Genomic DNA, 14,520 nt, shown 5'->3' with positions numbered 1-14,520 from the left:
CGGCATTCGCTCCTGAAAGAGCCTCGGCCGCAACTGCCCCCTCTTCGTAAGCTCGTCAGTTATCAAGACGTTCGCGAGCTCTGGCTGCATTTCATCACCAAAATGGAAGAGGGCGCACGTACCAAGTCACTCCAGAAAACTCCGCGCGGGCAACTCCCCCAAGCCGATCTGCCGGGATGAAGGGCGAAATCGGCACAGCCATGGTCTCGGCAGTGGGCGAGGAGCACAACTGTCTCTCTGTCACCGATAAAAGCTACGATCCGGACGGTGATGCAAATACCCTTCAACCTTGGCGGTTGGCAGTCAACCCCTCTGGACCGCCAGCCGGAGCGATATCTTTGACGGCAATGGGGTCGGAAAGATCGGCACATGCCTATGGGCCGAGTTGCCGATGACCAGCGCTACGCGCCTCACCGCAAGTGATGGTCCGCAGCATAGGCACGCAGCTGCGAGAATTGGCCTGAATTCTCCGGCGCCAACCGGCATTGTAGGAGACAGTTCTGCCGATGCGCCGATCTCCGGTTTGCATGAGCTTCGCCGGCGACTGAGAGGTGAGGTAGGCTACCTCAAGCAACTCCGGGCCGAAAGCAGCTTCGCAGCCCGACCGGCCGTTCGCCTTGCCCGAAATTTAATGATGGCCGTGCACCGTATCGCACTGAAGGGCACCACCGTGGCGCATATGGTGGTGCCTGGCCGCGGGTTGCCCCGCGACCAGGCGGTCGAGCACCTTCGGCCTAAGCCAGCCCCAGGCCGCTGGTTGCTCGGCCGTTCTTGCGAAGGCCGGCCATGAAAGTCGACTCGTTCGCGATCGAAAGGAAGCGACTCCTCTAGCAGCTGATCGAGGAGCACAAGCTCGACGAGCCCAGCTTCTTAAGTGAACACCATGAAGAGGACGGGCATTCGCTGTTCGTCGCCGCCAGCAAGTTGAATTACGAGGGCATCATCTCAACCGCGTCGACGCGCCATACCGATCGGACCGGTTCGAAGCCTGGCAGAAGATCAAGGGTGGTCCAAAAAGGGCAAGTTTCCCGTGGTCGGCTTCATCAAGGACCCATCTGGCGTGGCCGCGCTCTATCTGGGCAAGAAGGAAGGCAAAGACCTTGTCTACATGGGTAAGGTAGGCACGGGCTGGAGCCGGACCACCTCGGCGCAGATCCGCAAGGTCTCGATACCGTAGTCAGCCCGAAGCAGAGGTTGACGAAGACCATCAGAAAGCCGAAGGCCACGTGGGTCGAACCGAAGTTCTATGCTGACATAGAGTACCGCGACATCACCTCCGAAGGGCTCCTTCGAGCCAGCTCGTTCAAGGGGCTAAGCAAAGGAACGGGCCGTTCATAGCGGCGTTTGCCTCAGAGTATCTGGAGTACCGGTCATGGATCCGGAACAGCGAATTGCGAAGGCGTTGGAAGACGCTCAGGGCATTCTGGCCCGGTATGTCGAGCCTGGTCCCAGAGATTGCGAGCAAACCATAAACCAGCTGCTGGATGTGCTCGACGACGAGGCCGTCGTGCAAGCGCTCAAGGATTCGAAGATGGAAAAACCAACTGCAGAACAACTCGCCGAGCTCAAGAGGCTCAGCGCGATCGCACGGGTGCCGGATGAATCGGAGATCGTCACCTCGAAGGAGGAGGCCGAGACCCGGATCCGTGACCTGAAAGACAAGGCTCGGATGGAATGATGCCTGTGAAGCCCACAATTGGCGCGGAGCCCCAACGCTCCGAGGACGACATCCAGCGCGATCAGCTGGGTCGCGCGGCGTACCCGGCACGGAAAGTCCGGCGCGGATGACACCTCAGCGGGAGAAGAAGACGCCCAAGGACGTCGATCCCGGGCACCCGGCATGAACTCGATGAACACGTTCGATCCCGATATGCTGTGTCGCGTGCACGACGGTCTCAACGACCAGATCATCGGATGGAGCCCTCATTGGGCTCCGACGTACCGCGAGCACGCCTCGAGATGGGATGAGGGCGTTATTTCCTGGGACGGTCTGCTGCTTGATGGATGGGCGCCAATCCTCCATGGCCATCCCAGTGGCCACTGAGCTGCGGCCTGCAACGAACGGAACCCTTGAATCCTTGCAGCGTTGCATTGCCGCCACTTCTAAAGAGGAGGAGCCGATGGCCGCAGCGAAGAAGAAGACCGCGCGTGGACGCAAACAGGATCGCGCCCGGGTCGCGAAAGGGCAGGATTACGAAGTCCGGTATGAAGCCAGGAAGACCGGGCGCTCGGCATCGGCGGTGAAGAAGGCCGTCAAGAAGGTCGGCAATTCCCGCAAGCGGGTCGAGAAGCGGCTCGGCCGCTAGGCCGCCGGTAATGATGGATCGGAAGAAGTAAGTCGAGCGGCTGAACGAAGCTGACGGGTCACATCGCCAAAAGCGGATATCGTATCGAAGCAGATCGCTCTGATCGAAAGCTGAAACAGGATGGGTCACGGCATATCCGAACCCGTGAAGCAGCTGCCCGACTTCCAAAAAGTGCTCGAATCCATGAGAGAGCATCGCTCTCAAATCGCGCTGATCGACTTGGCGTCGCCTAGGGTGGCCTGCCTTCCGGGACAGGTGCTTGAGAGCAAGGCTCCGCTTTTTGCCCGCGCCATGCTCGCGCTTGACGACAGCTACTGACTGTTGCGGCAGCGGCAGGAGGGATGTATCGGAAGTTCAGGTCCGCTGAGATCAACCGCGCCGTTTTGGAGACCGCGATGATCCGCGCCGAGAGCGCAGCTCGCCGTCCGACTCGCGAGTAGACGCCGGCCTTGGCAGGAATGCGCTGATGGTGCGCTCCGCTCCGTTGCCTAAACCTGGCCTGCGCCTGCAGGGTAGGGGTTTGCCACATCAAAATGCCCGAAGCGGCCCCTTTCAGCTTGACCCTTCAAAATTGCTTGTTCTAATTTTGTTCTCAGGGGCCCATGCCGATTCTGCGGGCCCGCAGCCGGCCAGGAACATGCACGAGATCATTTGTCCGCACTGCGCGAAGGCCTTCAAAGTCGATGAGTCCGGCTATGCCGAGATTCTGAAGCAGGTGCGTGACGCGGATTTCGCGCAGCAACTCCATGAACGGCTAGAATTGGCCGAGCGCGACAAGCTGAGCGCTGTTGAACTGGCCAAGGCCCAAGCGAGCAACGATCTGCAGAAGACCACGGCCGCCAAGGACGCTGAAATCCTGCAGTTGAAGTCCAAGCTTGAGGGGAGGGAGGCCGCCCAGAAGCTGGCTATCACCCAAGCGGTCAGCACCGTGGAAAAAGAGCGTGACAGGCTCGCGAACGCGCTGACCGAGTCCGAACGCGAAAAGAAGGCGGCCTCGGAACTTGCTGAAGCGCTCCTCGCCAGCGAGCAGCACAAAATCACTGCCGCCAAGGAAAAAGAAATCCAGGAGCTGAAGGCCAAGCTTCAGGCCGTTGAACTTGAGAAGAAACTCGCCGTCAGTGAAGCGGTCGGCGCGATCGAGAAAGAGCGCGATGAGCTGAAAAACGGCATCAAGCAGGTTCAGCTTGAAAAACAGCTCTCTGAGCAGTCGCTCAAGGACAAGTACGAGACGCAAATCAAGGATCGCGAGGACGCGATCGAGCGCCTTAAGGATATGAAGGCCCGTCTCTCGACCAAGATGGTCGGGGAGACCCTTGAACAGCACTGCGAGACCGAATTCAACCGGGTTCGGTCGATGGCATTTCCGCGGGCGTACTTCGAGAAAGACAACGACGCGCGGACCGGCAGCAAGGGCGATTACATCTTTCGGGACGCGGACGAGGCCGGCACTGAGATCATCTCGATTATGTTCGAGATGAAGAACGAAAGCGACAAAACAGCGACGAAAAGCAAGAACGAAGATTTTCTGAAGGAGCTCGACCGGGACCGGAGCGAGAAGGGCTGCGAATACGCCATCCTGGTCTCACTGCTTGAACCGGACAACGAACTTTACAATACCGGCATCGTCGATGTCTTCCACCGTTACCCAAAAATGTATGTCATCCGACCGCAGTTCTTCCTGCCGATGATCACGCTCTTGCGGAATGCGGCCGTCAACTCGCTCAAGTATAAAGCCGAGCTTGCGCTTGTGCGAGCGCAGAATATCGACATCACGCAGTTTGAAAGCCAGCTAGAGACGTTCAAGACCGCATTCTCGAAGAACTACGATCTTGCTTCCAGGCACTTCCAGACGGCGATCGCCGAGATCGATAAGTCCATCGATCATCTCCAGAAAACAAAGGATGCATTGATCGGTGCAGACCGCAATCTCCGCCTGGCGAACGACAAGGCGCAGGACGTGACGATCAAGAAGCTGACCCGGGGCAATCCGACGATGGCGGCGAAATTTGCTGAGCTAAAGAGTCCGCCCGCTGAAGCTGCGGAGTGAGGCAGGCCGGAGCGAGGCAAAACAACGCAATTTCTGACGTTCGGGTAATAGGAATTTATTCCATAATCTATGTTATGCGCGAACGAATTCAATATCTTAGTATAACTTGCCAAAGGCAATCCGCAAGGGTGCCACCCGGTAGGATCAACCCCTCGGCGAAGATGGTGCGATACTCCTGTTCAGTTTGCGGGTCCATAGCTAAAGAGGTCAATTGTGGCACCGTGGACGACGATATCAAGGAGCGTTGGTCCCTTTGCCGTGAGAGCCTCGTTGAGCGTCACCTCAAGATGCTCGACCAGTGTGACGCGCTTTCCGGAACAACCAAGTCCTCTAGCGAGAGCGACGAAATCGAGCCCGGGCAGGTCGATCCCAGGCGGTCGATGGGCTTGCATGATCTGGCTGAATGCACGCATTGCGCCATAGCCAGAATTGTTCATCACCACGAAGGTGATGGGCAGGCCGCGTTGCGCAGCGGTCCAGATCGCCTGGATGCAGTACATCGCCGATCCATCACCAATCAGGCAGACGATGCGGCGCCCCGGCTTCGCCAAGGCAACGCCGACGGAGGCCGGCAGGCCGTAGCCAAGCCCGCCGCTCGCCATGGTGTAAAAGCTGTCCGCGCCGCGCATAGGCAGAAATTGTTGAATGGCGGGACGATGCGACGGCGTCTCCTCGACCACGATCGCATCGGGCGGCATCAGCGCCGACAACCGGCTCAGCGCATAGGCCGGCGGAATCGGATTCTGCGCCGCAGGCACGGCAGGCAATGCCCGCGCGGCCGGCGCCTCGCGCCCTGCGACTTCGGGCAGTGCCGACTGAAGTGCCGCGAGCGCATTTGGGAGCGTGCTGATGATGGTATCGCCGACCGCCGCCGCCGCAGCTTCGGTCGGATCGTCGGTGATCTGCCAGACCGGCGTTCCGTCATCGAGCAATTCGCATTGTCCTTCGATATGGAAGGTGAACACGGGTGCGCCGACCACGACGATGAGGTCGGCACCGCGCAAGGCGCGGGCGAGCCCTCCCGGGGCCGCCGGAAGGAAGCCCGCGAACTGCGGATGCAATTCCGGAAAGCTGGAGCGGCTCGACATCGGGCTTGCCCACACAGCCGCCCTCGCCCGCTCGGCGACCGCGACCATCGCCTCGACACAGCCGTTGCGGTCGATGTCGGGCCCGACGACGAAGACAGGTCTCTTGGCTGCGGCGATGGCAGCACCGAGCCGAACGATCGCCGCCGCGTCGGGCGCAAATTCGGTCGCGATGTGGCGCACCGGCGGAGCGACAGCAGGCCCCGCCCAGTCATCCGACGGGACGGACACGAAGGTCGGACCGCGCGGATGCTGTATGGCGACGAGAAAGGCCTGCGCAATCGCCGCGGGGACATCCTCGGCGCGCGCTGGCTCCGCGCTCCATTTCACGTAGGGCTTTGGAAACTGCTCGGCATCCTCGGCAAACAGATAAGGCCGCATTCGCAGCAGGCTGCGCGCCTGCTGCCCCGCTGTCACGACCAATGGGGTCTTGTTACGGAACGCCGTGAAGAGATTGCCGAGTGCATGGCCCAGCCCGGCCGCCGAGTGCAGATTGACGAAAGCCGGCCGGCCCGTCGCCTGCGCGTAGCCATCAGCCATGCCGACGACGCAGCCTTCCTGCAAGCCGAGCACGTAGTCGATGTCATCGGGCCAGTCGCCGAGAAAAGCGAGCTCCGTCGAGCCGGGATTGCCGAAGACGCGATCGACGCCGAAGGAGCGAAGCACACCGAGGGTGGCTTCCCGAACCGTCAGGACTTTGGAATTCATTGGGAGTTTCCTTTGGGTACTTCGCTTCTCAAGCCCTTAGAACGGATAGTGCTGAGGCTGCGTCTCGATGGTGATCCAGCGTAGGTCGGTGAACTCGGCGATGCCGGCCTGGCCGCCAAAGCGGCCATAGCCGGAGCCCTTCACGCCGCCGAACGGCATCTGCGCCTCGTCATGCACGGTCGGGCCATTGACGTGGCAAATCCCGCTTTCTATGCGCTGCGCCACCGTCAACGCGCGGGCGACGTCGCGGCCGAACACGGCGGCCGACAGGCCGTATTCGGTGTCGTTGGCGAGCCGCACGGCCTCGTCGACGCCGTTCGCGCGGATCACCGAGACGACGGGGCCAAAGCTTTCCTCGGTGTAGATGCGCATGCCGGGCGCGACACGATCCAGCACGGTTGCCGGGACGACCGTCCCTTTGCGCTCGCCGCCCGCGAGCTTGATGGCACCCTTGCCGATGGCGTCGTCGATCAGCGCGACGACATGCTTGGCCGGCGCTTCGTCGATCATCGAGCCGACGACGACCGGACCCGAGCGCGGATCGCCGGCGGGAAGCGCGCTCGCCTTCTTGGCAAGTTTCTCGACGAAGGACGCGGCCACTGCCTCGTCCACGATCACGCGCTCGGTCGACATGCAGACCTGGCCCTGGTTGATGAAGGCGCCAAACGCCACAGCCGCGACCGCCGCGTCGAGATCGGCATCGTCGAGCACCACCAAGGGCGCCTTGCCGCCGAGCTCGAGCAGCACCGGCTTGAGATGGCGTCCGCCGAGCTCAGCGATGACACGGCCGACGCGGCTCGAGCCGGTGAAGTTGATCCGCCGCACCGCAGGATTGGCAATGAGGCGTTCGACCAAGGCGGGAGCATCGGTCGGTGCATTGGTCACGACGTTGACGACGCCGGGCGGGAAGCCTGCATCCCTGAACACTTCGCCGACCAGCCGGTGCGTTCCCGGGCAGATTTCGGAGGCTTTGAGCACCACCGTGTTGCCGCAGGCGAGCGGCGTCGCGACGGCGCGGACGCCGAGGATGATCGGAGCGTTCCATGGCGCGATGCCGAGGCACACGCCGGCCGGCTGGCGGACGGACATTGCGAGACAGCCGGGCTTGTCGGACGGGATCACCTCGCCTGCGATCTGCGTCGTCAACGACGCTGCCTCGCGCAGCATGCCGGAGGCAAGTTTGACATTGAAGGCCGACCAGACCTCCGTCGTGCCGATCTCCGCCATCATGATCTTGATGAAGGCATCACGCTTTGCATCGAGCGCATCTGCCGCCTTCGACAGCAGCGCGCGCCTCGCGTTCGGGCCGAGCGCCGACCACGCCGTGAAGGCGGCCGCGGCCGCGGCCACTGCGGCGTCGGCATCGATCACCGCCGCGGCAGCCGCGCGGCTGGCAACCTCCTGCGACAGCGGGTTGCGCCGCTCGAACACCTTGCCACCGGAAGCGGCCCGATCCTGGCCGTTGATGAGAAGACTGACGTCCATGATAATCTCCCTGAAAGTTGGCCCGGCTCAGCCGAGTAGCCGCGATTTGCTGGTTTCCTGCGCGAAACCAAGCGCGATCACCGCCGCGAATGCGAGAGCAACGTAGTAGCCCGTGATCGCGTAAGTGGAGCCCGTCTGCGCGAACAGGCTGGTGGCGACCAGCGGCGCGATGCCGCCGCCGAGCACCGTGCCGAGCTGCTTGCCGATCGAAACGCCGGTGAAGCGGATCCGGGTCGGAAACAGCTCGGGGAAATAGCTTCCTTCGGTGCCGAACATCAGCGGATGGATGATGCCCGCGGCAAGGATCACCGCGCTCGTCACTAGCAGCGTTTCGCGGCTTGCAACGACGCCGTAGAACGCGAACATCGAGGCGGCCGCGAGCACGAGGCCCGCCAGGAACAGGCGTTTGCGTCCGATCCGATCGGACCAGGCGCCGATGAGTGGCATGGCAACCAGTCCGACCAGATTGGCGAGCAGCACGGCCTGCGTGATCACGTCCTTCTGGACGCCGAGCTGGCGCGTCGCAAAGGAAATGGTGAAGATGGCGGTGAGGTAAAAGTAGGAGGTCTGGGCCATCTCGGCGAAGAACACGATCAGGATCGGCCGCCAGTGCCCGCGCAACGCCTCGACGGCCGGCACCGATGCAGTCTCCTCCGCCTCGCGGAACGTCGTGCTTTCCTCGATGCGCCAGCGCATGTAGACGCCGAGCGCCACCAACACTGCGCTGATCAGGAACGGAACGCGCCAGCCCCATGACAAGAGGTCTGCCTGCGGCAGCCGCGAGATCGCGAGTGCCGCAAACGAGGCGAGCACAACGCCGACAGGGCCTGCGGCCTGGATCACAGCGGCGGAGAGGCCGCGTCGGTGGCCGGGCGCGGTCTCGATCGCCATCAGGATCGCCGCGGTCGACTCGCCGCCGAGCGCAAAGCCCTGGAGGAAGCGCAGCAAGACCAGCGCGATGGTCGCGGCCACGCCGGCGACGGCGTAGGTCGGCAGCAGCCCGATCGACATCGTCGCGATCCCCATCAGGAGCAGCGTACACAAGAGGACCGATTTGCGGCCCAGGCGATCTCCGAAATGGCCGAACACCAGCCCGCCGAGCGGACGCGCCAGAAATCCGACGGCGAACGTCGCGAAGACTGCAATGCTCGCCGTGAGCTGGTCGAACTTCGGAAAGAACAGCTGGTCAAACACCAGCGGCGCGATAAGGCCATAAATGAAGAAGTCGTACCATTCGATGGCGGTGCCGATGGTGCCAGCGATCAGGATGCGCCGGCGGCTGCCGGCCGTCTGCCCGGCGCGGAGGGCGGCTGCACGATCGTCGTCGTAGTCCTCGAATGCTCCAGTGGTCATGTTTCCTCCTCCGGTGTTATTGTCGTCTTGTTGTTATTGCCGCGCGTCCGCAGATTGGATGCGCAAAACCGATCAGCTTGCCAGTCGGGCGACCTTGCTTGCTCTACGCCCGAGCGCGCGGGCAAGGACGTGTCCGATCGTTCCCGCTTGAGACGCGCTACCGCGCCACGCAACGATCTGATCCGGACGTATCAGGACGAGGTCCGCCTCATAGAGGTCGCGCAAGGACGCCGGCAGCGTGACGAGCTTCACGTCGATGCCGAGGTTGCGGACGGCATCCGCGACCGCCGCGCGCGCCGAGGCGCCTTCGCCGAATTGGAGCAGCGTCCATTCGAATCCGAACAGGTCGTACAGAGACACGCCGTCGTCCAGCCAGGCGTGCGGCGCGCGACCGCCGGGACAAGCGCTGGGCACGTAGACATTCGCGGCATCCGCCGGCGGCCGGCTACCATCCGAGACGATGATCGGCGAGCCATCGTAGCGCCCGCCGAAGGTGACGCCAGGGATGTTGAACTCGGCACGGGCATGCTGCTCGAGATAAGCGCCGGCGATCCGTCGCGCCTCGCTGCCCTCGTCCGTGGCATCCTCGATCTCCGGCGCAGGTGCGAAGAGACCGAGCGAGTCCGCAAAGCGCCGGGCATAGTCGGTATTGCGCAGCGCCACCGGGCGCCGCTCGATTTCGTAGCTGTCGAGCAGCGAGACAGGGCTCGCGCCCTTCACCACGCTGGCAAGCTTCCAGCCGAGATTGACTGCATCCTCGATCGCGGTGTTGTACCCGAGCCCGCCGGTCGGCGTGAACAGATGCGCGGCGTCGCCGCCGAGGAACACCCTGCCCCGCTGCATCCCGTTCGCGACCAGCGCGTGACCTGCGGTCCAGGTCAAGAAGGACAGGACCTCGCACGGGATCGGCGCGCCGCAGGCGCGCTGGAACGCGGCTTTGGCCTCGTTGCCCGTGATCGCGCTCTCGTCTTCGCCCGGCCGGAGCTGGGTGTGAAAGGCGAATTCGTCCTGCCCGTTCACGGACGCCATGAAGGCGCGGCGGTCGCCGTTGAAGCAATTGTACATCCACGCCTTGGCATGGGGGACGCTTGCGTAGAACTCCGGCGAGCGGAGATAGACGGCCAACATGCGGCCGCCCATGAAATCGCGCTGCGTGCCGGTCTCGCCGCCGTAGACGATGCCGAGCGACTGCCGCACCATTGAGCGCGGTCCGTCGGCGCCGACGAGGAAGTCGGCGCGAACCTGAAAGCGGCCGCCGTCGTCGAGACACTCGATATCGCCGACGATGCCGTCATCGCTTTCGACGTAGCTGACCAGCCGGTGGCCGTAGTTGAGCTTGATGCCGGGAAGCCGTTCAGCGTGACGCCTCAGCACCGCCTCGACATATTTCTGCGAGACCCGGTGCGGCAGCTCCGCTGCGCTCCAGGAGCCCGACATGCCCTTGATAAGCTCGCCCGCGCGCGAGGATGACGGCAATGCAAAGCGCGCCAGCTCGTAGCCTGTGTAGCGCGTGAAATACGCGACGTCCGTCGGATAATCGGCCGGCAACCCTTCGCGCCTGACCTCCTCGGCAAAACCCAGCCGCCGGTAGTGCTCCATCGAGCGCGCCTGCGTCGCATTGGCTTGCGGATTGAACGCGGTCCCCGGCTTTTCATCGATCAGGATCGCGGTGACGCCGCGCCGGCCAAGCTCGTTGGCCAGCATCAGCCCGCATGGCCCTCCGCCGACGATGAGCACCGCGGCCGTCAGACGTGTTTCCAAGACGCTTCTCCCTACCAGCATTATCCTGCATGGTAAGGTAACCTGACTAAGTCGTCAAGCAGCCTGACTAATCGGGCTCATCGAGCGTATCGAAGCTTTCGCCATAGGCCGCCAAGCCCTTCAGGATCGCGTCCATTGCGGCCTTGCCAAGCTCGGCGCGCATCTCCTGCTCGGCAATATCGACGGCATCGCGAAAGGCATCCAGCCATTTGCGCCCGGCCGGTGTAAACATGACGATGCGCGCGCGCCGGTCCGTGGGGTCGGCGATACGATCGACGAGACCGAGCTCGGCGCACTGATCCACCAGTTCGCCCATCGCCTGCTTGCTCATGGAGGCGCGGCGGGCAAGTTCGGTGAGGCGTGTCCCCTCCACGTCGAGATTGCGGGTCAGGCTGACGTGAGCGATGCGCGTCTCGCCATGGCCCCGCTCGCCCATCAATTCGAGCACGCGGCCTTCGAAGCGCCGCACGGCGTTGTTGAGCAGGCGGCCAACATTGGCATGCCGCCACGCTGTTCCTGATGTCCTGGTTTTCAATGTAAATGCCCTTCGGGAAGCGGTCTGAATTCGAGAATGTATTTGGCCTATTTCGCTGCATCGATCCAGATCCTCGACCGCGATTGCCTTGTGCGCTCCATTGCTGTTCGCCGCGAAGTCCGCAACGTCCCGGTCTGAACCGGCAAACACTGTTGGCCCTGGCTCCCTCGGCACCTCGTTCGGCCCAGATATCGTCGGCTGCGGAAGGCGCTGTGCATTGACGTCGAACCGCAACTTCGAGACCGCCACAGCGCCGGCTCGATCACCCTTTTTGATGAGTTCGCCCATGGTCGTCGCGGCCGCAGTGGGCGGCGCGCTGCCCGTCTTTCCTTTTAGCAGATCTATCGGCTGCCCATTGAAAGGCCTTCTAAAATCTTGTGTCTTGGCTTGAATTACTCATGGTCGCGCGAAGGAGACCGGCGCTCCCGTACCGGAGCATCCAGTGGTATTTCTGCCGACCGCCGCTTCCTTAGCCTCGCACAACCAGGCGTTTCCCCTCAGTCCACTCTCGAGCAAGCTCCGCCACGAAGGCGAACTGATCGTTGTCGTCGGCAGGCAAGTCCGAAATGCCTCTGTAGAGAGACGGCACTCGATTACGTATTCGGCTACTCGGCGTTCCACGACCTGAGCTACCGGGACTTCCAGTTGCGTACCCCTCAGTGGACTATCGAATTTCGGTGGGACCGGCCCGGTCGGCCCGGTCGTTGCGACTGCGGATGAGTTGGGGGCCAAGGATTTGCGGATCGCTACCCGCGTCAATGGTGAAGTCGTGCAAGATCGAAGCCCTGGAGACCTCATATTTGACGTCGCTCGCATCATTGCAGATCTGTCGTCCACGATGACGCTTGAACCTGGTGATCTGATTGCAACCGGCACCCCCGCTGGCATTGGCGCCACACGCAATCCACCCCTGTTTCTCGAAGCCGGTGACATATGCAAAGTCGAAATCGAGGGCATCGGAACGCTGAGCAATCGCATTTGCCAGGCAGCAGAAAAGGCGCTCTCTGAGCGACGTCTGACACAGATCGGGCGCGTGCGCGGCTGACACCAACACCATACGCCGGCGCCCGATCGACTTGATATCCGGAATACCGCTCGACGTGTGCGGGGGCAGCGGCCGCTAGCAAAGTCGATCAGTCCGTCGCTACAGTTGCGAGGAAGTGATATTCACGAAAGCACGCGGAAGTTATGTCCTGATGTGACGGCTAATCGGTTACGCGCGATGAGCCGGGCGGGCAGCGTCTTCCATCCTCTCAAGGTATTGTTCAGATGTGGTGTAGCCTCACCTGCGGGCTTGATGCGAGCCACGCGCCGTGCCAGCGCCTGCAGCACGATCGTCACGGTGCGGTGTCAAGAGTTTGATTCGCCGTGGCTGCCAAGCGTTGAGCGTTTCGACAAAAACCATCCTGCGTCCGTATCAGACATTTGACAGCTCGGTGTCTTCGCGGGACAAGTCATGCGTGCGTCCCGGCTCTGCGCAACAGAAACATCGCTAGGAAGTGAAATCATGATCTGCAGAAACAATGGCCTCTCTGCTCAAGCAAGGCGGCTCCGATCGCCCCCCGCTTTCGGTCTGGCGCTTGGCGCGATGATTGTGCTCCTGGCCGGCGGACGCTCGGTCGCCGGCGAGTCCTTTCAGGACGGCTGCAAAGGACTTGCCGATCGGACCATTCCTGCCACATTGATCGGGCTTCCCAGCGGGAATGCCGTCGTCGCCTCTGTAAGCTTCGTGCCAGCAGCAGCGCAGGCGAAGACACCCGATTTCTGCAAAGTACTGGGCACCATAGCCCCGGTTGACCCGACGGCCCAATTGATCAACTTCGAGCTTAACCTGCCGGCAGCCTGGAACGGTAAGTTGGTGCAATATGGGGGCGGCGGCTACAATGGCAGCCTCATCACCGGTCTGGCGCCCCTCCGCGATGCTGCGCCCGACGACATCCTGCCGCTTGCGCGTGGCTATGCGACGGTCGGCACCGATTCCGGCCATCAATCTTCGAGCTTTCCTCGCGACTCGATCGGCAAGTTCGCGCTCAACGACGAAATGCTAACCAACTATGCTTATGCATCCTACAAGAAGGTGCGCGATGTGGCCGTCGTGCTGAGCCAAGCGCTTTATCGCAGGCGGCCGGTGCGGATCTACTATTTCGGCGGATCCGAGGGTGGCCGCGAAGGACTCACCATGGCTCAGCGCTTCCCGGCCGACTATGACGGCGTCGTCAGTGTCGTGCCGGTGGTGCAGTTGTCGATGCTCTTCCAGTCCTACATCCCGCACGTGCTGCCGCAGTTCGAGGGGGGCTGGCTCAATCCAGCGAAGACCGACATGCTGGCAAAGTTCGTGATGAAGGCTTGCGACGAGCTTGACGGCCTTCGCGATGGTATCGTCAGCAATGCATTCGCCTGCCAGCCCAAGGTGAATCTCGTGGCATTGCGCTGCCCTGATGGAATGGATAAGGGCGACAACTGCCTGTCGGACCCGCAGATCGCCTCCATCCAGGCGGTTCATACACCGCACCGCTTCCCGTTCGCGATGGCGAACAGCATCACCATCTATCCGCAATGGCTCTATGGCAACGAGACAACACCCGACCCCGACCGATCGACCATGGCGCGCTGGGTGGTCGGCACTGCGCCGCCAACCGAGCCACTTGACGTGGTCACGGCTTCGCAACAGTGGATCTATGCCGCGAACGCTCTGCGTTTCGTGGTCGCGCGGGACGAAAAATTCGATGTGCGAAGCTATCGCCCGGAAAAGTTTCGCGCCCGCCTCGAGGAGGTCTCGAAGTTGCTCGATTCCACCGATCCTGATCTGTCTGCGTTCTTTGCCCATGGCGGCAAGCTGATCATGCGAGAGAACTTGGCCGACCTCGCGCAGAGCCCACTTGCGGGTATCAACTATTTCCAGTCAGTCGTGACTAAACTCGGTCGGACCACAGTCGATGCCTCGGCGCGCCTTTATCTTTCGCCTGGCTCGACCCACACCGGCAATGGCGCCACCGTACCGGATGGCGTCGCGATCCCCACCATGGTCGATTTGCTTGAGCCACTCGACCATTGGGCCAGCGACGGCATCGCTCCGGCCGACGCGTTGATCCAAACCGTTAAGGGGGCTACGCCGCCCTTTGCGCTGAAGGCCTCCCGTCCGATGTGCCGCTATCCCAACTACCCACATTATGTCGGAGGCAATAGCAGCGTGGCAGAGAGTTACGATTGCAGAGAAGCCGCACCGTGAGAAGCTGCAGG

The 14,520-nt window shown here is 62.3% G+C and carries 13 protein-coding genes and 1 pseudogene; 8 read left to right on the top strand and 6 right to left on the bottom strand.

Features of this window, described 5'->3' with window-relative positions; genetic code table 11:
• Positions 1 to 1,030: 1,030 nt before the first annotated feature.
• The 6 genes from P6U28_RS40960 (at position 1,031) to P6U28_RS40935 (ending at position 4,353) form a co-directional block, all read left to right on the top strand.
• A complete protein-coding gene (locus tag P6U28_RS40960; RefSeq protein WP_407123355.1) occupies positions 1,031 to 1,177 on the top strand; it encodes a hypothetical protein in 147 nt (48 codons plus the stop codon).
• On the top strand, positions 1,129 to 1,338 hold the full coding sequence (locus P6U28_RS40955) for a hypothetical protein (RefSeq protein WP_407123520.1): 210 nt from the start codon (positions 1,129 to 1,131) through the stop codon (positions 1,336 to 1,338). Before P6U28_RS40960 ends, P6U28_RS40955 begins: the two co-directional genes overlap by 49 nt.
• Before the next feature lie 34 nt (positions 1,339 to 1,372).
• Positions 1,373 to 1,678 (top strand): hypothetical protein, encoded by a 306-nt coding sequence (locus tag P6U28_RS40950; protein ID WP_407123354.1) that lies wholly within the window; start codon positions 1,373 to 1,375, stop codon positions 1,676 to 1,678.
• Between the two features lie 442 nt (positions 1,679 to 2,120).
• Positions 2,121 to 2,306: a DUF3606 domain-containing protein gene (locus tag P6U28_RS40945; RefSeq protein ID WP_407123353.1), complete on the top strand. Its 186-nt coding sequence runs from the start codon at positions 2,121 to 2,123 to the stop codon at positions 2,304 to 2,306.
• Positions 2,307 to 2,450: 144 nt separating this feature from the next.
• On the top strand, positions 2,451 to 2,624 hold the full coding sequence (locus P6U28_RS40940) for a hypothetical protein (protein ID WP_407123352.1): 174 nt from the start codon (positions 2,451 to 2,453) through the stop codon (positions 2,622 to 2,624).
• Between the two features lie 319 nt (positions 2,625 to 2,943).
• Positions 2,944 to 4,353, top strand: coding sequence for a DUF2130 domain-containing protein (locus P6U28_RS40935; protein ID WP_407123351.1), 1,410 nt, complete (start codon positions 2,944 to 2,946; stop codon positions 4,351 to 4,353).
• A 179-nt stretch (positions 4,354 to 4,532) separates the two neighbouring features.
• Here P6U28_RS40935 and mdlC read toward each other — a convergent pair whose 3' ends face one another.
• From mdlC to P6U28_RS40910, 5 genes are all read right to left on the bottom strand, one after another.
• On the bottom strand, positions 4,533 to 6,146 hold the full coding sequence (gene mdlC / locus P6U28_RS40930) for a benzoylformate decarboxylase (protein WP_407123350.1): 1,614 nt from the start codon (positions 6,144 to 6,146) through the stop codon (positions 4,533 to 4,535).
• A 36-nt stretch (positions 6,147 to 6,182) separates the two neighbouring features.
• A complete protein-coding gene (locus tag P6U28_RS40925) occupies positions 6,183 to 7,631 on the bottom strand; it encodes an aldehyde dehydrogenase (RefSeq protein ID WP_407123349.1) in 1,449 nt (482 codons plus the stop codon).
• 27 nt (positions 7,632 to 7,658) lie between these two features.
• Positions 7,659 to 8,984 (bottom strand): MFS transporter, encoded by a 1,326-nt coding sequence (locus P6U28_RS40920; RefSeq protein WP_407123348.1) that lies wholly within the window; start codon positions 8,982 to 8,984, stop codon positions 7,659 to 7,661.
• A 72-nt stretch (positions 8,985 to 9,056) separates the two neighbouring features.
• Entirely contained in the window at positions 9,057 to 10,766 is a 1,710-nt protein-coding gene (locus P6U28_RS40915; protein WP_407123347.1) for an FAD-dependent oxidoreductase, read from the bottom strand.
• A gap of 46 nt (positions 10,767 to 10,812) precedes the next feature.
• A complete protein-coding gene (locus P6U28_RS40910) occupies positions 10,813 to 11,280 on the bottom strand; it encodes a MarR family winged helix-turn-helix transcriptional regulator (protein ID WP_407123519.1) in 468 nt (155 codons plus the stop codon).
• Between the two features lie 391 nt (positions 11,281 to 11,671).
• Here P6U28_RS40910 and P6U28_RS40905 point away from each other — a divergent pair.
• Positions 11,672 to 12,325: pseudogene (locus P6U28_RS40905) on the top strand (fumarylacetoacetate hydrolase family protein).
• A gap of 122 nt (positions 12,326 to 12,447) precedes the next feature.
• On the opposite strand, the gene P6U28_RS40900 reads toward P6U28_RS40905, so the two are convergent.
• Complete coding sequence (locus P6U28_RS40900) at positions 12,448 to 12,621, bottom strand: hypothetical protein (RefSeq protein WP_407123346.1); 174 nt, start codon at positions 12,619 to 12,621, stop codon at positions 12,448 to 12,450.
• A 115-nt stretch (positions 12,622 to 12,736) separates the two neighbouring features.
• Here P6U28_RS40900 and P6U28_RS40895 point away from each other — a divergent pair, with 115 nt between their 5' ends.
• Positions 12,737 to 14,509 carry a tannase/feruloyl esterase family alpha/beta hydrolase gene (locus P6U28_RS40895; RefSeq protein WP_407123345.1) on the top strand — a complete coding sequence of 591 codons (1,773 nt, stop codon included), beginning with the start codon at positions 12,737 to 12,739 and terminating at the stop codon, positions 14,507 to 14,509.
• The last annotated feature ends 11 nt before the right edge of the window (positions 14,510 to 14,520 follow it).

This window comes from Bradyrhizobium sp. STM 3561, from assembly GCF_045571455.1.
GTDB lineage: Bacteria > Pseudomonadota > Alphaproteobacteria > Rhizobiales > Xanthobacteraceae > Bradyrhizobium > Bradyrhizobium vignae.
Note: the sequence above shows the minus strand (reverse complement) of the source record. Positions and strands in the feature narration are given on the sequence as shown.